Origin of the sequence: Micromonospora sp. NPDC049559 (assembly GCF_040676675.1) — a bacterium.
Lineage (GTDB): Bacteria > Actinomycetota > Actinomycetes > Mycobacteriales > Micromonosporaceae > JBFAPK01.
The window spans coordinates 397,001-415,016 of the sequence record NZ_JBFAPK010000002.1 but is presented as its reverse complement, the minus strand read 5'-3'; the positions used below and the strand labels follow the sequence as shown (position 1 = coordinate 415,016).

The 18,016-nt window shown below is 70.5% G+C and carries 13 protein-coding genes; 10 read left to right on the top strand and 3 right to left on the bottom strand.

The annotated features are described in order from the left end of the window. Positions 1–52: 52 nt before the first annotated feature. On the bottom strand, positions 53–2,794 hold the full coding sequence (locus tag AB0J86_RS04760; protein WP_363852579.1) for a beta-L-arabinofuranosidase domain-containing protein: 2,742 nt from the start codon (positions 2,792–2,794) through the stop codon (positions 53–55). Positions 2,795–3,417: 623 nt separating this feature from the next. Here AB0J86_RS04760 and AB0J86_RS04755 point away from each other — a divergent pair. The 3 genes from AB0J86_RS04755 to AB0J86_RS04745 all read left to right on the top strand — a co-directional run bounded on the left by AB0J86_RS04755 (position 3,418) and on the right by AB0J86_RS04745 (position 9,636). After that, entirely contained in the window at positions 3,418–5,511 is a 2,094-nt protein-coding gene (locus AB0J86_RS04755) for a family 43 glycosylhydrolase (protein WP_363852576.1), read from the top strand. 166 nt (positions 5,512–5,677) lie between these two features. After that, positions 5,678–8,101: a glycoside hydrolase family 95 protein gene (locus AB0J86_RS04750; RefSeq protein ID WP_363852573.1), complete on the top strand. Its 2,424-nt coding sequence runs from the start codon at positions 5,678–5,680 to the stop codon at positions 8,099–8,101. A 152-nt stretch (positions 8,102–8,253) separates the two neighbouring features. Further along, entirely contained in the window at positions 8,254–9,636 is a 1,383-nt protein-coding gene (locus AB0J86_RS04745) for an RICIN domain-containing protein (RefSeq protein WP_363852570.1), read from the top strand. 90 nt (positions 9,637–9,726) lie between these two features. Here AB0J86_RS04745 and AB0J86_RS04740 read toward each other — a convergent pair whose 3' ends face one another. After that, complete coding sequence (locus AB0J86_RS04740; protein ID WP_363852567.1) at positions 9,727–10,497, bottom strand: FadR/GntR family transcriptional regulator; 771 nt, start codon at positions 10,495–10,497, stop codon at positions 9,727–9,729. Positions 10,498–10,654: 157 nt separating this feature from the next. On the opposite strand from AB0J86_RS04740, the gene AB0J86_RS04735 reads away from it, so the two are divergent. From AB0J86_RS04735 to AB0J86_RS04710, 6 genes are all read left to right on the top strand, one after another. After that, positions 10,655–11,920, top strand: a complete 1,266-nt coding sequence (locus AB0J86_RS04735; protein WP_363852564.1) for an extracellular solute-binding protein — start codon at positions 10,655–10,657, stop codon at positions 11,918–11,920. A 4-nt stretch (positions 11,921–11,924) separates the two neighbouring features. Then, positions 11,925–12,902, top strand: coding sequence for a sugar ABC transporter permease (locus AB0J86_RS04730; protein WP_363852561.1), 978 nt, complete (start codon positions 11,925–11,927; stop codon positions 12,900–12,902). After that, entirely contained in the window at positions 12,902–13,729 is an 828-nt protein-coding gene (locus tag AB0J86_RS04725; protein WP_363852558.1) for a carbohydrate ABC transporter permease, read from the top strand. Before AB0J86_RS04730 ends, AB0J86_RS04725 begins: the two co-directional genes overlap by 1 nt. Before the next feature lies 1 nt (position 13,730). Beyond that, positions 13,731–14,951 (top strand): mandelate racemase/muconate lactonizing enzyme family protein, encoded by a 1,221-nt coding sequence (locus AB0J86_RS04720; RefSeq protein ID WP_363852555.1) that lies wholly within the window; start codon positions 13,731–13,733, stop codon positions 14,949–14,951. A 147-nt stretch (positions 14,952–15,098) separates the two neighbouring features. Next, entirely contained in the window at positions 15,099–16,127 is a 1,029-nt protein-coding gene (locus AB0J86_RS04715; RefSeq protein ID WP_363852552.1) for an alcohol dehydrogenase catalytic domain-containing protein, read from the top strand. Next, positions 16,124–16,885, top strand: a complete 762-nt coding sequence (locus AB0J86_RS04710) for an SDR family NAD(P)-dependent oxidoreductase (RefSeq protein WP_363852549.1) — start codon at positions 16,124–16,126, stop codon at positions 16,883–16,885. Before AB0J86_RS04715 ends, AB0J86_RS04710 begins: the two co-directional genes overlap by 4 nt. A 68-nt stretch (positions 16,886–16,953) precedes the next feature. Here AB0J86_RS04710 and AB0J86_RS04705 read toward each other — a convergent pair whose 3' ends face one another. Next, a complete protein-coding gene (locus AB0J86_RS04705) occupies positions 16,954–17,529 on the bottom strand; it encodes a TetR/AcrR family transcriptional regulator (protein ID WP_363852546.1) in 576 nt (191 codons plus the stop codon). Positions 17,530–17,600: 71 nt separating this feature from the next. Here AB0J86_RS04705 and AB0J86_RS04700 point away from each other — a divergent pair, with 71 nt between their 5' ends. Further along, entirely contained in the window at positions 17,601–17,990 is a 390-nt protein-coding gene (locus AB0J86_RS04700) for a nuclear transport factor 2 family protein (protein ID WP_363852543.1), read from the top strand. Positions 17,991–18,016: the final 26 nt, after the last annotated feature.

The following is an 18,016-nucleotide window of genomic DNA, read 5'->3' as shown; positions in this document are numbered from 1 at the left end:
GCTGCTGGTCGATTGATGTCGATGGAATCTCCCTCGGGGCCTCGAACTGCCCCTAGAGGAACCGCCAGAGATGGTCGTTGGTGCCGTTGTCGTCCCAGATGACGACCTGGGCGCCCTGGGCGGTGGAGGCGCCGTCGACCCCGAGGACCCGGCCGCCGTTCGCGCACTGGATGCGGAAGCAGCCGTTGCCGCCGTACCGCAGCCGCCACCGGTGGTCGTTGGCGCCGTCGTCGGTCCACTGAACCACCCGCGCGCCGTTGCCGGTGCCGGCGTTCTCCACCCCGAGCACCCTGCCGCTGTGGGAGTTGCGTAGCCGCAGGTAGCCGCCGGTGTCGACGACAGCGGTCCAGAGATGGTCGGCGGTGCCGGTGTCACCCCACTGGATCACCGGTCCGCCGTCGGCCGTGGACATGTCCCGGACCCCGAGCACGAGGCCGCTGGCGAGGTTCTGAATCCGCCGCGCCCCGTTGGGGACGAACCGCCACTGGTTGTCCAGCGTCCCGTTGTCCGGGTCCTGCACCGCCTGGGCGCCCTGCGCCGTCGAGCCGCCGAGGATCGCCAACAGCTTGCCGCTGTTCACGTTGCGGATCTTGTGCGAGCCGTCGCCGACGTCGACGACGCTCCACCGGTGGTCGGCGGTGCCGTTGTCGGCCCACTGCAGCACCGGCGCGTTGTCGGCGGTCGACATGTCCCGCACCCCGAGCACCTTGCCGCTGTTCACGTTCCGGAACCGCAGGGCGGTGCCGTCGACGATCGTCTCCCAGTCGTGGTCCGGCGTGCCGGTGTCGCCCCACTGCAGCGCCAGGCCACCGTCGGCGGTCGACATGTTCTGGATGCCCAGCACCAGCCCGCTGGCCGCGTTGACCAGGCGGTAGCTGGCGGTCGAGCCGCCCGCCTGGCCGTTGGCGCTCCAGTAGACGGTGTAGTTGTGCCCGTGCGCGTCGTGGAACGGGCCGAGGTTGACGGTGGCGCCGTTGGCCGTCGCGGTGAAGGCCAGCGAGCTGCTGCTGGTACGGGTGACGGAGCCGGTGCTCAACGCGGGGAGCGCGGTGAGCGCCGTGTTGCCGTAGTTGCCCGACAACACGACCGGGCCGTAGGTGAGGGCCACCACGTTCGGGTTGTCGTTGGCCGGTTGCACCGTGACCCGCATCGGCAGGCGTACGGTGACGGTGTCGCCCGAGGCCCAGGAGCGGGTGAGGCTGGCGTAGCTGCCCGGCGTGGTCGCGATACTCTGCGCGACGCCGTTGACGCTGACCGTTGCCCCGTTCGTCCAACCGGGGATGCGGATGCGCATCGTCCACGTCCCGCTGGCGGTTCCGGTGACGGTGAGCGTCGTGGTGTCGCTGACCGGGTAGCCGGTGGTCTGGGTGACGGTGATCCCGCGCTGCGACCAGGTGAGCACCGACGGCATGAAGAGGTTCACGGTCAGCGTGGTGCCGTTGTAGAAGTAGATCGAGTCCGTCAACGACGTGTTGGCCTCCAGGCCCGTGCCCTGGCAGCACCAGAACGAGTTGTAGTCGGTGCTCCAGGTGCCGCCGCCCCACGCCGGACCCACCCCGCGGCGACCGCCCGGGTTCAGGGGGGTGAAGTAGGTGATGTGCCCGTGGCTGTCGGCCGGGTTCTGCGCCCCGACGATGTGGTTGAGCAGGGCCCGCTCGTAGAAGTCGACGTACGCGACCCGGTTCGGGTCCAGCGCCCACAGCTCGCGGGTCAGCTTCAGCATGTTGTACGTGTTGCAGGCCTCGCAGGTGTCGGTGCGCAGGTATCCGGCGATGGCGTTCGGGGCCCGGAAGTGCTCGGCCTGGCTGTTGCCGCCGATCACGTAGGTGTGCGCGTCGACGGTGATGTTCCAGGCGTTGGTGGCGATGTCCCGGTAGCGGGTCGTGCCGGTGGCCTTGTACTCCCGGGCCGCGCCGATCCACTTGGGCACCTGGGTGTTGGCGTGCAGCCCGTTGAGCTGGTCCTGGTTGCTCGCCAGGGGATTGAACACGGCGGCGTGGTCGAACCGCTGGGCCGCGGTCAGCCAGCGGGCGTCGCCGGTCTGTTGGTACAGGTCGGTCAGGACGGCGTTCATGCCGCCGAACTCGGTACCCAACATGGCCTGCATCTGGCTGGAGGTCAGCCTGCCGGTGCGCCAGTCGACCCAGCCGGCGAGGGCCAGGAGCACGTCGCGGGCCTGGGTGTTGCCGAGCAGGCGCCAGACGTCGAGCAGGCCGGCGAGGGTCTTGTGAACGCAGTAGTACGGCACGTTGCCGTTGCTCAGCGTGCGCGCTTCGAGGGCGCTGAAGTCGGACTCGGGAAAGCCGGACAGGTACCCGGTGTTGAAGCCGGCCGCGGCGTTGTTGGCCTGGCACCTGGCGAGTTCGGCCACCATCTGGTTCGCCTTGTCGCGGCAGGTGGTGTCGCCGAGTACGGCGTACGCCTGGGCCCAGGCGGAGAGGAAGTGCCCCTGCACGTGCGTGCGGAACGGGAACGTCGGGGCGTCCCAGCCGCCGTTCGACGCGGCACCGTTCGTGGCGAGGCGGTGGTTGGCCCGGAAGTTGTAGAGCAGGCGGTTCACGTCGACGAACCGCAGGTAGTTCAGCGTGCGGTTCTGGTTGTCGAGCCAGCGGCTGGCCGTCAGCCGTACCTGGCCGAGGTCGAACGGATACGCGGAGACTCCGATGTCCGGTCGGGCCGGGGCGAGCCCGGCCGCCGCCGGGGAATCCCCGACTCCGGGACCGATGGCCGAGGCGACGGTGGCGGCGCCGGCGGCCTGCAACAGGTGGCGGCGGCTCATGGCGGGGATCGGCATGGGGGCCTCCGTTGGGTGCGCGGCTGGGCACGTCTCCCTGATGCGCGGTGAGCGGTGCCGCTGCCGGGACGGATGGGTGGACCGATGTCTGACGTCATACGCCCGTGTCTATGTGAGCGCTAACATAGCCTGCCGTTAACACATGTGCAAGCATCGTTTCCTGGCTGACACGGCGCCGAAACGTCGCGGGCCGGGCGGCGGTGGCCGCCGGCATTCGACCATCGACGCGCCGGCGCCGCGAACGCGCAGGCGGCGGGGCGGGGGAGGCCCGGGAGGACGAGCGCGCGGGCGGGGCCGACGCCGGCCGGAACGGGAGCAAACTCGCCAACCGGGCCTCGCCGGGGGCGGGCGGAGAGTTCCGCCGCGGTTCGGCACGACTTGACGAACCGCGTGTTGTCGCTCACAGTCGATGAGCGAGGGGCGATGGGAGCTTTGGCCGACCGGGCAGGCCCACCTCGTCGAACCCCTGCTCAATCCGTCCATTCGCGCCCGCTGCTGCAGCTGCGGCGTCGGTGGGCGCCCTGTTAGCGCTCTCATTCATCGGCGCCCGGGGCGCCGGCTCTGGTGCATCGCGGCGTCGTTCGTTGCGGGCCGCCCGCTCGACTCGGCCGTTGAGGAGGATCATGACCGTCTTTGGGGAGATTCCGTGGGCCGCGCCGCCCTCGCGGCGGCGTGGGTGGTGGTCGCGGCTCGGCGCCGCGACCGCGGCGGTGGTGTTGGGCGGCTCGTTGGCGGCGGTGCATCCCGCGCCGGCCGCGGCGGCGACGGTGGACACGAACGCCTGGTACGTGCTGCTGAACCGCAACAGCGGCAAGGCGTTGGACGTGTACAACCTGGCCACGAGCGACGGTGCGCGGATCACGCAGTGGAGCCGTAACGACGGTGCCCAGCAGCAGTGGCAGTTCGTCGACTCGGGTAACGGGCTCTACCGGTTGCGCTCGCGGCACTCCGGCAAGGTGCTGGACGTGTCCAACCGCTCGACCGCGGACGGCGCCGCGATCGTCCAGTGGACGGACAACAACTCGACGAACCAGCAGTTCCGGCTCGCGGACTCGGCCGGCGGCTACGTGCGGTTGCTCGCCGGTCACAGCGGCAAGGCCGTGGAGGTGCAGAACGCCTCGACCGTGGACGGCGCCAACGTGGTGCAGTACACCGACTGGGGCGGGAACAACCAGCAGTGGCAACTCGTCCGCGTCGGCGGCGATGGCAACCCCGGTACGTCGTACTCGAATCCGGTGGTGTGGCAGGACTTCGCGGACGTCGACATCATCCGGGTCGACAACGCCTACTACCTGTCCGCCTCCACCATGCACTACTCGCCGGGTGCGCCGATCCTGCGCTCGTACGACCTGGTGAACTGGGAATTCGCCGGTCACTCCGTACCGAACCTGGACTTCGACAACAACGCCTACAACATGAGCGGCGGGCGGGCCTACGTCAAGGGCATCTGGGCGTCCGCGTTCAACTACCGCCGCAGCAACGGCACGTACTACTGGATCGGCTGCACCGAGTTCAACCGGACGTACGTGTACACGGCGACGTCGGTGGAGGGGCCCTGGCAGAAGCGCTCGCGGATCAACAACTGCTACTACGACGCCGGGCTGCTGATCGACGACAACGACACCATGTACGTCGCCTACGGCAACACGACGATCAGCGTCGCCCAGCTCACCGCCGACGGACTCGGCCAGGTCCGTACGCAGCAGGTGTTCCAGACCCCGTCGAGCGTCGGCACCCTGGAGGGCGCCCGGTTCTACAAGCGCAACGGCAGCTACTACATCTGGCTCACCCGCCCCGCCAACGGCCAGTACGTGCTCAAGTCGAGCAGCCCCTTCGGCCCGTACGAGATGCGGCAGGTGCTGCTGAACATGCCCGGTCCGATCTCCGGCGGCGGGGTACCGCACCAGGGCGGGCTGGTGCAGACCCAGAACGGCGACTGGTACTACATGGCCTTCGTCGACGCCTACCCCGGCGGTCGGGTCCCCGCCCTCGCGCCGATCACCTGGACCTCGGACGGGTGGCCGGTGGTACAGACCGTCAACGGGGCCTGGGGCGCGTCGTACCCCGCGCCGAACCTGCCCCCGCCGCCGCGCGCGGTGAAGCCCCTCACCGGCGTCGACACGTTCGCCGGCACCACCCTCGGGCCGCAGTGGGAGTGGAACCACAATCCGGACAACAGCCGGTGGTCGGTGAACAACGGGCTGCGCCTCGACGCCGCCACCGTCACCAACGACCTCTACAACGCCCGCAACACCCTCACCCACCGGATCCAGGGACCGAGTTCGACGGCGACCATCGAACTCGACTACTCGACGATGCGCGACGGCGACCGCAGCGGGCTCGCCATGCTGCGGGACCAGTCCGCCTGGATCGGCGTGAAGCGCGACAACGGCGCCACCCGGGTGGTGATGACCAACGGCCTGACCATGGACGGCAGCTGGAACACCACCGGCACCGGCGCCGAACAGGCCAGCGCCACCGTCTCCGGCGGCCGGATCTGGCTGCGCGTCAACGCCGACATCAGACCCGGCTCCGGACGCCAGGCCCGCTTCTCGTACAGCACCAACGGCAGCACCTTCACCTCGCTCGGGCCGGCGTTCACGTTGAACAACGCCTGGCAGTTCTTCATGGGCTACCGGTTCGGCATCTTCAACTACGCCACCCAGGCGCTCGGCGGCTCGGTGGCCGTACGGCGATTCGAGCTGACCACCCCATGACCGCATCCGGCGACGGCACCACCGGGCCGGCCGTCCTGGGGCGACCGCCCCGGGGTGGCCGCCCCGGGGTGGCCGTCCTGGGGTGGCCGCCCCGGGGTGGCCGCTCTCGGCGCCGCCGCCGACGTGCCGCTGACCGTAGTCATTTCCGCTGGTTGGAGAAATCACGATGTCTGAAGTGACGCGAAGGAGACTTCTCACCGCCGGAGCGGCCGGGGCCGGCGCCCTGCTGCTGCCAGCGGCGTGGACGGCCACCGCCCGGGCCCATCCGGCGGTACCGCCACAGGTGCTGGCCGCCAACGACCTGGCGCTCTGGTACGACGAGCCCGCCGGCACCGACTGGCTGCGGGCGCTGCCGGTCGGCAACGGCCGCCTCGGCGCCATGGTGTTCGGCAACGTCGACGCGGAGCGACTGCAGCTCAACGAGGACACCGTCTGGGCCGGTGGCCCGTACGACTCCGCCAACACCCGCGGCGCGGCCTCGCTGGCGGAGATCCGGCGGCTGGTCTTCGCGGACCAGTGGAGCCAGGCGCAGACACTGGTCGACCAGGCGATGCTCGGCAGACCCGCCGGGCAGCTGGCGTACCAGCCGGTCGGCAACCTCCGGCTCGCCTTCGCCTCCGGCACGGCGTCGCAGTACCACCGGACGCTCGACCTCACCACCGCCACCGCCTCCGTGACCTACGTGCTGAACGGGGTGCGGTACCAGCGTGAGGTGTTCGCGAGCGCGCCGGACCAGGTGATCGTGGTCCGGCTGACCGCCGACCGGGCCAACTCGATCACCTTCAGCGCCTCGTTCGACAGCCCGCAACGGACGACGGTGGCCAGCCCGGACGGTGCGACGATCGCGCTCGACGGGATCTCCGGCAGCATGGAGGGGATCAACGGCTCGGTCCGCTTCCTCGCCCTGGCCCACGCCACCGCCACCGGCGGGACGGTCAGCAGCTCCGGCGGAACGCTGCGGGTCTCCGGCGCCACCAGCGTGACGCTGCTGGTCTCGATCGCCTCCAGCTACGTCAACTACCGCACCGTCAACGGGGACTACCAGGGCACCGCGCGGGCCCGCCTCACCGCCGCCCGCACCGTCGGTTACGACCAGCTGCGCAGCCGCCACGTGGCCGACTACCAGGCGCTGTTCAACCGGGTCACGATCGACCTGGGTCGCACCGCCGCCGCCGACCAGCCGACCGACGTGCGGATCGCCCAACACGCCAGCGTCGACGACCCGCAGTTCTCCGCGCTGCTGTTCCAGTTCGGCCGATACCTGCTGATCTCCTCCTCGCGGCCGGGCACCCAGCCGGCCAACCTCCAGGGCATCTGGAACGACTCGATGGCCCCACCCTGGGACTCGAAATACACCATCAACGCCAATCTGCCCATGAACTACTGGCCCGCCGACACGACCAACCTCGCCGAGTGTTTCCTCCCGGTCTTCGACATGATCAGGGACCTGGCGGTCACCGGGGCGCGCACCGCGCAGGCCCAGTACGGCGCCGGCGGCTGGGTGACCCACCACAACACCGACGGCTGGCGGGGATCCTCGGTCGTCGACGGCGCGCTGTGGGGGATGTGGCAGACCGGTGGGGCCTGGCTGGCGACCCTGATCTGGGACCACTACCTGTTCACCGGCGACGTCGCGTTCCTGCGCGCCAACTACCCGGCCATGAAGGGCGCCGCGCAGTTCTTCCTCGACACCCTGGTCACCCATCCGACGCTCGGCTACCTCGTCACCAACCCGTCGAACTCCCCGGAACTCGCCCACCACGCGAACGTCAGCGTCTGTGCCGGCCCCACCATGGACAACCAGATCCTCCGCGACCTGTTCGAGGGCGTCGCCCGGGCCAGCGAGGTGCTCGGCGTGGACACCACCTTCCGGGCCCAGGTCCGCACCGCCCGGGACCGCCTACCGCCGATGCGCGTGGGCTCGCGCGGCAACATCCAGGAGTGGCTCGCCGACTGGATCGAGCCCGAGCGGACCCACCGCCACATCTCCCACCTGTACGGCCTGCACCCCAGCAACCAGATCACCCGGCGCGGCACGCCCCAGCTGTACGAGGCCGCTCGCCGGACGCTCGAACTGCGCGGCGACGACGGGACCGGCTGGTCCCTCGCCTGGAAAATCAACTACTGGGCGCGGATGGAGGACGGTACGCGCGCGCACAAGCTCGTCCGCGACCTGGTGCGGACCGACCGCCTCGCGCCGAACATGTTCGACCTGCATCCGCCGTTCCAGATCGACGGCAACTTCGGCGCCACCTCCGGCATCGCCGAGATGCTGCTGCAGAGCCACAACGGCGAACTGCACCTGCTGCCCGCGCTGCCGACGGCCTGGCCCGCGGGCCGGGTGGCGGGCCTGCGCGGCCGGGGCGGCTACACCGTCACCATGACGTGGACCGGCGGCCAGGCCGACGAGTTCCTGGTCAGGGCCGACCGCGACGGCAACGTCAGACTGCGCGCCCGGCTCTTCACCGGGAGCTACACGCTCGTCGACGTCGCCGACGGTACCGTGCCCGCCACCACGCGGCCCGAGGGCGACGTCGTCCAGGTCGCCGTCCGGGCCGGCCACACCTACCGGGCGGCACGGCGGACGTGACACCCGTGCGCGACGCGCGTGACATTCACGCGCGGCGGGCGTGACACCCCCGAACCACGCAGCGTGCCGACGCCACCACCGGACGCGGCACACCCCCTGGGCGCACGCGCCCGCTCTGCTCGCGTGCGACCCCCGAGAAGAAGGAGCGGATCATGAAGGCCACCGGTGCGGCTCGTCCCGCCTCTCCACGGCGACGTCGCTGGCGGTCGGCGCTGGCCGGCGCGGCGGCGGCGGTCGTCGCGGCCGGCACGCTCGTCGCGACGAACGTCGCGCCCGCGGCCGCGGCGACGGTGGACACCAGCGCCTGGTACGTGCTGGTGAACCGGAACAGCGGCAAGGCGCTGGACCTGTACGGCTCGGCCACGGGCGACGGCGCGCGGATCACCCAGTGGGCCCGCAACAACGGTGCGAACCAGCAGTGGCAGTTCGTGGACTCGGGCGGCGGCTTCTACCGGCTGAAGTCCCGACACTCCGGCAAGGTCCTCGACGTGTACAACTGGTCGACCGCCGACGGCGGCGCGATCGTGCAGTGGTCCGACCTCAACGCGACGAACCAGCAGTTCCGGCTGGCCGACTCCGACGGCGGGCACGTCCGGTTGATCAGCCGGCACAGCGGCAAGGCCGTCGAGGTGCAGGGCGCGTCCACGGCGGACGGAGGAAACATCGTGCAGTACGCCGACTGGGGCGGCGCCAACCAGCAGTGGCAACTCGTCCGCGTCGACGGCGGCGACCCGCCGTCGGGCGGCACCGGGTGCGGCCGGGCCCCGACGCTGTCGAGCGGCACGTACACGATCCAGAGCAACGGCAAGAGCCGCTCGTTCATCCTGCGGATGCCGAGCAACTACAACAACACCAACCCGTACCGGCTGATCTTCGCCTTCCACTGGCGCGGCGGGACCATGCAGGACGTCTCCTCGGGCGGCACCAGCGGGGCCGCCTGGTCCTACTACGGCCAGCAGGAGCAGTCGAACAACAGCGCGATCCTGGTCGCGCCGCAGGGGCTGGGCAACGGCTGGGGCAACGCCGGCGGCGAGGACGTGACCTTCGTCGACGACATGATCCAGCGGATCGAGAGCGACCTCTGCGTCAACCCGAGGCAGCGCTTCGCCCTCGGCTTCAGTTGGGGCGGCGGCATGAGCTACGCGCTCGCCTGCGCCCGGGCGAACGTGTTCCGGGCCGTCGCGGTCATCTCCGGTGCGCAGATCAGCGGCTGCAGCGGCGGTACCCAGCCGATCGCGTACTTCGGGCTGCACGGCATCACGGACAACGTCCTCAACATCTCGCAGGGGCGGGCGCTGCGGGACACCTTCGTCCGGAACAACGGTTGCGCCGCCCAGAACCCGCCGGAGCCGGCGGCGGGCAGCCGCACGCACGTCACCACCGCCTACTCGGGATGCCGTTCCGGCTACCCGGTGCAGTGGGCCGCGTTCGACAACGGTCACATGCCCGGCCCGGTGGACGGGACCTACGCCGAGAGCGGCGTCACCACCTGGACCAAGGGTGAGATCTGGAGGTTCTTCGCGCAGTTCTCCTGAGACCGGTCCGAGGACCCGGCGGGCGGGCTCGTGGTGGGCGGGGTACCGGCACCCGCAGCGGACCGCGAGCCCGTCCGCCCGGTCGACATGTCACCGTTCGAGCCGGCTGGGACTGCCCGTTCCGTTGCGGCGGACGAGCCACGCCTCGGTGATGTGCGTGAACATCGCCTCGGCGGCGCCGTCCGGGTCGTGTGCGGCGATGCGCTCGTAGATGCGCCGGTGCCCGCGGTTGGACGCCACGCACAGGGATCGCTCGGTCCGGCCCATGTACCGGGCGGTGTTGACGACCTGGCTCTCCAGCGCGCGTACGACCCCGCGGGCGATGCGGTTGCCGGACGCCTGCATGACCGTGTCGTGGAAGGCGCGGTCGTGCTCGTGGTAGGTGACGGTGTCGTCGACCAGCTCGTCCATCCGCTCGACCAGGGCGCCCAGCCGGTCGACGGTTTCCGGGTCCGCCAGGCGGGCGGCGACGTTGGCCATGTCGGACTCCAACACCCGCCGGGTGACGACGAGATCGTCGAGGATGGCGAGGCTGTCGTCCTCGGCGATGGTGGCCGCGAGGACGAGTTCGTCGAGCATGTCCCAGGACGACGGCGGGGTCACCATGGTGCCGGCGCCCTGGCGGACCTGCACCAGCCCCTTCTCCTGAAGGATCTTGACCGCTTCCCGGACGACGGTCCGGCTGACGGAGAAGGTCTCGCAGAGCACCGGCTCGGGCGGAAGTGACGTACCGGAGGGGTGCGTTCCGCGAACGATGCGCTCCACCAACTCGGCGGTGACGGCCCGGGCGAGGTTGGTCGGTCGGCGGGTCCAGGCCGGGGGCGCTGAAGCATTCAAGGCGGTCTCCTGCGATGGCGTCATGTCCCCTCCGGACGGCTCACCGCGCTGGTAGCCCGGTGCCCGTTGGTCAGTGTACGGCGGACCGTTGACGGCACACATCATACGAGTTACGTTTCGGCGCAATGGTGACGCCCGACGGTCGGTTCGCCGGCCACCCCACGTTCAAAGGGTGACAACGATGAAACAGCGAGCAATGTGGCCGGCCGTCCTCGTTGTGGGACTGGCGTTGGCCGGCTGTGGAAGCGCCACAGGGCCCGGCTCGTCCCCGGGCGGGTCGGAGGGCAAACTCGTGGTGTGGGACTGGAAGTCCGGCGAGGCTTCCGCCGCACCGTACATCGAAAAGGCGAAGGCGGACTTCGCCAAGAAGCACCCGGGCGTGACGGTCGAGTTCGTCGCGCAGCCCTTCGACCAGTACTACACGCTGCTCGGCGCGGCTATCCAGTCGGGCAAGGGTCCGGACGTCGTGTTGTTCAACGGGGGCGGTCAGATCCGTGACCGGGTGGACGCACTGGTTCCGTTGGACGGGTACGTGGCCGAGGACAGGCAGCGCCTCGCCGGCTGGGGCGCGTTCACCAAGGACGGCAAGGTCTACGCCAGCCCGGTGACGCTGCAGGGCCACCCGATCTACTACAACAAGGCGATCTACGAAAAGGCCGGGCTCGACCCGGCGAGCCCGGCCACGACGTGGAGCAAGTTCGTCGCCGACTGCGCCGCCATCGCCAAGGCCGGCGCCAAGTGCCTCGCCCTCGGCAACAAGGAGGGCTTCGGTATCCAGTTCTGGCTCTCGGGCCTGGCGTCGGGCGTCCTCACCGCGCAGGAGTACGACAACTGGATCGCCGGAAAGCGCGACTGGACCTCACCCGACGTCAAGCGGGTCTTCCAGCTCTGGAAGGAGGCCGGCGACGCGGGCCTGAACAACGACGGGGCCAACTCGACCGCGATGTTCAACGACTCCTTCGCGCTCTTCCAGTCCGGCAAGGCCGCCCACGTCATCGGGCTGATGTCGGACGTGGGGCACTGGAAGGACTTCAACGAGTTCCTGACGGCCGACAAGCTCGGCGTCATGAAGGCCCCGGTCGTCACCACCGGGACCACCCCGAGCCTGCCCTACGACGGCGGTATCGGCTACGGGGTCGCCAAGTGGACGAAGGACCCGAAGGTCGCCGCCGACCTGGTGCGATCGCTGACCTCGACCGACGCGCTGCGGGCCTTCTACGCCGACGCCGGCGCGGTCGCCGCCGACACCACGATCGACGTGTCGCGGGGCGGCCCGGCCGTCGCCACGATCGTCTCCGAGATCAAGGGCGGCAAGCCGGCCCTGCACGTGGCGCTCTCCTCGAAGACCCTGGACCTGATGGGTCGGCTCTCCCAGCAACTGCTCAGCGGCTCGATCACCGTTGACGAGGTGGTGAAGCAGCTGGCCGCTTCCGACCAGGCGGGCTGAACCGGTGCCGGTCGGAAACGTACCGCCGTCGGTTCGTCCGGTCGAGGCCGGACGTACCGACGGGGCGGCGCCCGGGTCCGCCACCCACCGCGACGGCACCCGTCCCCGGCGCGCCGGTGGCCCGCGGGCCGAACGCCTCGCTCCCTACGTCCTGGTGGCTCCGGCCGTCCTGGTCATCGTGGTGCTACGGCTCTACCCGCTGCTCCTCGGGGTCAACTTCTCCTTCACCGGCGACGGTGAGCGGAACGGAACCGCGGTCGGCGTCGACAACTACCTGGAGCTGTTCCAGGACCCGCTGTGGCGGACCGCGCTGGCCAACGTGGGACGGCTGGTGCTGCTGCTGCCGGTGGCGGTGGCGATTCCCGGGCTGCTCGCGACCTTCATCTACCTCCGGGTGCCCGGCCACCGGCTCTACCGCGGCGTCTACTTCTTCCCCGCCGTGCTCTCCCCGGTGATCGTCGGCGCGATCTTCAACCTCCTGCTCGCCTTCGACGGCCCGCTCAACGCCGTCCTCTCCTCGGTCGGCATCGGTCCGGTGGACTGGCTCGGGGACCCGGACGTGGCGATGTACGTCGTGGTCGGGGTGTACGTCTGGGCGACGTTCGGCATGGCCCTGGTGGTGTTCCTCGCCGGCTTCGCGACCCTGGACGCCGCGCTGCTGGACGCGGCCCGGGTCGACGGGGCGTCACTGCCCCAGGTCGTCTGGCACGTGATCGTCCCGGGCCTGTCGCGCACCATCCAGTTCGTCTTCGTGACCACGATGATCGGGATGCTGACCTCCATGTTCGGCCTGCTCTACGTGATGACCAGCGGCGGTCCGGAGGGGTCGACGTACCTGCCGGAGTACTACATCTGGATCCAGCAGGGACGGATGAACCGCCCCGCCCTCGCGTCGGCCGCGTCGACGGTCCTCTTCATGATCATGCTCGTCGTGGGGCTGCTGCAGATCAAGCTGCTCCAGCGGGCGGGAAGGGAGGACTGATGTCTCGCAACCGTCCGGGCCGGTGGGTGGTCGCCATCCCGATGGCGCTGCTCGCGCTGGCGACGATCTATCCTCTGCTGTTCACCGCCAACGTCGCGATGAAGACCCGGCGCGACTACATCCTCGACCGGTTCTCCCTGACCGACGCCCTGCGCTGGGAGAACATCAGCACGGCGTGGAACAGCGTCGGCATGGCCCGGTACTTCGTCAACTCCCTGCTGGTGGTGACGTCGTCGGTGGCCCTGTTGTTGCTGTTCGGGTCGATGGCCGGCTTCGCCCTGAGCCAGCTGCGGTTCCGCGGTTCGGCGGCGCTGTTCCTGGGCTGCCTCGCGGGACTCTTCGTGCCGTTCCAGGTGATCATGGTGCCGCTCGCCCGGACCATGGCCGACGGCGGCCTCATCGACACGTACCCCGGGCTGGTCCTCGTCTACGTGGCCCAGTTCCTGCCGTTCACCGTCTTCCTGATGACGAGCTACTACCGGACCATCCCACCGGAGATCGTCGACGCGGCCAGGATCGACGGCAACAGCGTGTACGGCGTGTACCGCCGGATCATGCTGCCCCTGGGTACCCCGGCGCTGCTGTCGGTCGGCATCCTCAACGCCCTGTTCTGCTGGAACGACGTCCTCATGGCGCTGGTGATGATGCCCTCGGCGGACCACCGGACCCTCATGGTCGGCGTGACCTCGCTGCGGGGGCAGTACTCGGACGACATCCCCACCTTCGCCTCCGGAGTCCTGATCGCCGCTCTTCCCGTCCTGGTGGTCTACCTGTTCCTCCAGCGCCAGATCGCCGACGGCGTCGCCGCCGGTTCCACGAAGGGCTGACATGCGCATCACCGGATATCGGACACTCACCACGGTCCAGGAGTGGGGACGACCCGTCGGCGACGCCAACGGCGTCTTCGCCGACGGGGTGGTCCCGGTGTCGGTCGTCGTCGTCGAGACCGACGAGGGCATCTCGGGGGTCGGCCTCGGACCGCACGTGGAGATCGAGCGGATCTTCGCGGCCATCGACGGCGAAGATCCCCGGGCCGTGACCAGCCTCTACGACCGCATGCTGCGGCACACCTTCAAGGCGGGGCACGCGGGGCCGGTCTTCGGCACCATCGGCGCGCTCGACACCGCCCTGTGGGACATCAAGGCGCAGGTGGCCGGCGAGCCACTGTGGCGGCTGCTGGGCGGGCGGGACCGGCTGGTTCCCGCCTACGCGTCCGGCCTGGACATCGGGCTGACCGACGACGAACTCGTCGCGACGTACGAGGTCTACGCCCGGTACGGGCTGCGGGCCGCCAAGCTCAAGGGCGGCCTCGACATCGAGCGCGACCGGCAGCGCCTCTGTCTGGTCCGGGACGTGCTGACCGAGGCGGGGCACGGCCAGCGGCCGGGTCTGATGCTCGACGTCAACGAGGCCTGGACCCGCAAGCAGGCCGTCCGACACGTCTGCGAACTGGAACGGGCCCTCGACCTCATCTGGATCGAGGAGCCCGTCCGGCGGTGGGACGCCGAGGGCCTCGCCGCCGTCGGCCGGGGAATCCGCGCCTCGGTCGCCACCGGGGAGAACCTCACCGGGCTGGAGCAGTACCGTCCGCTGATCGCCGCCGGAGCGGTCGACATCGTGCAGATGGCCGCCGTCTGGGGGGTGACCCACTTCCTGCGGGCGTCCGCCCTGGCCCACGCCCACGACCTCCCGGTCAGCCCGATCGGCAACAGCCCGATCGGGCTGCTGCACGCCGCGACCGCGGTGCCGAACCACCTGACCAGCGAGTTGCAGGACCTGACTCCGCCGGTCGGCGTCTCCGTCGACCTGTACGTCGAGGACGGCGCCTTCGTGCTCGGTGACTCACCCGGCCTGGGCGTCCGGGTCGACGAGGACCGGATCCGGGCCGTCCGGCACCCGCGGGCGCAGGCGTCCGAGGGTCCGAACGTCCGGCCGGAGCGGGCCGGGCGGCGACTGCTGGCCGGGGTCGACGGCATCGCCACCGCGCGGCCGTTCCCCGGCGCGCCGCTGCACTCCCACAACGACGTGTCGCCCACCGCACGCCACTGACCCGGCCACCGCGTCTTGCGCGAACCTGGGCGTGAGCTGACGACCAGAGCCTCAGCGCGAGCTGAACACCAGAACAGACGAATCGTGAGTGCACCGCCGGGGCGGTTCACCCACGAGTGACGTACCGGCCGCCGAGACGGAGGATCGATGAAGGCAGTGGTCTACCGGGGGGCTCGCCACCTCGGGATCGAGGAACGTGAGCCGGAACCGCCGGGTCGCGGCCAGGTGCGGATCGCGGTGGCCTACACCGGGATCTGCGGCACGGACCTGCACATCTACCACGGGGACATGGACGCCCGGGTCGGCGCCTCGGCGATCATCGGACATGAGATGTCCGGCCGGATCGCGGCCGTCGGGGAGGAGACCACCGGCTGGTCGGTCGGCCAGGCCGTGACCGTGATGCCGACCCGGTCGTGCGGGCGCTGCGCCGCCTGCCGGCGCGGAAACTCCCACATCTGCCACGCGATGAACTTTCTCGGCATCGACTCGCCGGGCGCCATGCAGTCCTTCTGGACCGTGCCGGCGGACCTGGTCCTGCCGCTCCCCGAGAACCTGCCGCTCGACCACGCGGCGCTCGTCGAACCGGTCGCGGTCGCGGTGCACGACATCCGGCGGGCGGACGTGACCGCCGGCGACGCGGTCGTCGTGGTCGGCGGCGGGCCGGTCGGTGTCCTGATCGCCACCGTCGCGAGGGGCCGCGGCGCCCGGGTGCTTCTCGTCGAGCCGGACCCGTTCCGCCGGGCCGCCGCGAACGGGATGGAAATCGAGGCCGTCGACCCGGGCGCGACCGACGTGGTGGCGTTGGTGCACGACCGTACCGACGGCGCGGGCGCCGACATCGCCTTCGAGGTCTCCGGCTCCGCCGCCGGCGTCGGCACGGCGGTCGACGTCCTGACCACCCGTGGCCGGCTGGTGCTGGTGGCGATCCACCCCCGGCCCAGGGAAGTCAATTTGCACCGGTTCTTCTGGCGCGAGCTGGAGCTGCTCGGCGCCCGCCTGTACCAGCGGGACGACATGGCGGAGGCGATCCGGTTGGTCGCCTCCGGCGCGGTCCCGGCCGGACAGCTCATCTCGCGGGTCGAGCCCGTCGAGGCGGTGAACGCCGCGTTCGTGGCCCTCGAGGAGGGCGGCGGCGTGCTCAAGGTGCTGCTCGACTGGCGGGGAGACGACCGGTGACCGCGTTGTTCGACCTGTCCGGACGGACCGCCGTCGTGACCGGTGCCCGGCGCGGCATCGGCCTGGCCATGGCGGAGGCCCTGGCCCTGGCCGGGGCCGACATCGTTGGTGTCTCCGCGCAACTGGAACCGCGCGGGAGCGAGGTGGAACGCCGGGTGCGGGCGGCGGGCCGCCGGTTCAGCGCGCTGCGGGCCGATCTCGCCGACCGGGCGGCCGTGCACCGGTTGGCCCGGGACCTCACCGCGCTCGGGCCGATCGACATCCTGGTGAACAACGGCGGCACGATCGCCCGTACCCCGGCCGCCGATCACCCGGACGAGCTGTGGGACCACGTTATCGAGGTGAACTTGAGCAGCCAGTTCGTGCTGAGCCGGGAGATCGGCCGGACGATGGTCGAGCGCGGCCGAGGAAAGATCATCTTTACCGCGTCGCTGCTGAGCTTCCAGGGCGGCATCACCGTTCCCGGCTACGCCGCGTCGAAGTCGGGCGTGGCCGGGCTGACCAAGGCGCTGGCGAACGAGTGGGCGGCCCGGGGGGTGAACGTCAACGCCATCGCGCCCGGTTACATCGCCACGGACAACACCCGGGCACTGCGCGAGGACCCCGATCGGGATCGGGCCATTCTCGCCCGGATCCCGGCGGGCCGCTGGGGCCGCACCGACGATCTCGGTGGCGCCACGGTGTTTCTCGCGTCGGCGGCGTCGGACTACGTCAACGGGATCGTGTTGCCCGTCGACGGCGGCTGGCTGGGCCGATGACGGTCCGCGTCGGATCCGCTTCGTCCGGCGCACGTGGCGGGACCGTTCTGCCCTAGGGCGTTCGGTCGTCAGTCGTCGGTCGCGCTACCGGGTTGAGCGACAATGCCGGTACGCAGCATGGTGACCAGGCGACGGGCGTGTGCGATGTCGGTGCTCAGCGCGGCGCCGCTGGCCAGCGTCAGCACGTCGGTTGCGGTGACGTCGGAGCGGAGCGCGGGCCGTGCGTGTCGGATCAGGCGCTCAGCCGTCGAGGTGATCGCTGCATGCCACTGGTGGAACAGCGCGGTCCGGCGCTCGTTGGTCCCCTCCGTGGCGGCCAGAGCGAGTGCACGCTTCGTGGCGATGTGCACCACGAACTCGTCGAGCCAGGCGAACAGCGCGCCGATCGGATCGGCGGAGTCCAGTAGCCGCGTGCCGCGTTCGCACAGCGTGGTGACCTCGTCGGCGTAGACGGCCACGAGGAGATCCGCGCGGGTCGGGAAATGCCGGTACAGGGTGGCGTTGCCGACGCCGGCGCGTCGGGCTATCACGTCGAATGCGGCATCGTTGCCCGCCTCGGCCAGCACTTCCCGGGCGGCGGCGAGGAGCCGGGCGGCGTTTCTGGAGGCGTCGGCTCTAGGGCCACGCTTGCTAACCGGGGACATCCCCGTATACGGTACCGGCTATTAAACGGGGAGTACCCCATTTAGCTCGGAGGACCGCTGTGGCCTTGACCATGGACGACCGGACCACCATCACAGATCTGATCAACCAGCACGGGCATCTCACCGACCGTGGCGACTTCGACGGCCTGACGGCCCTGTTCGCCGAGGATGTCACCTACGACGTATCCGCCCTGGGCGGCGGTGTGCTGGTCGGCCTCGCCGCGGCCCGCGTAGCCGCGCTGGAGTTGGCCGACGCCAACCCGGTGGCCCACCACGTGACCAATATCGTTCTCCGCGAGGCGGTGGACGGCAGCGTCCATGCCCAGTCCAAGGCGCTCGGCATCATGGCGGACGGATCGGCCGGCAGCTTCACCTACGACGACACCGTCGAACGGACGGCTGCCGGCTGGCGCATCACCCACCGCGTCGTCCGCCCGCGGCGCACCCCGCTGCGGGACTGACGGCCGATCGGGACCGGCTCCGCCTC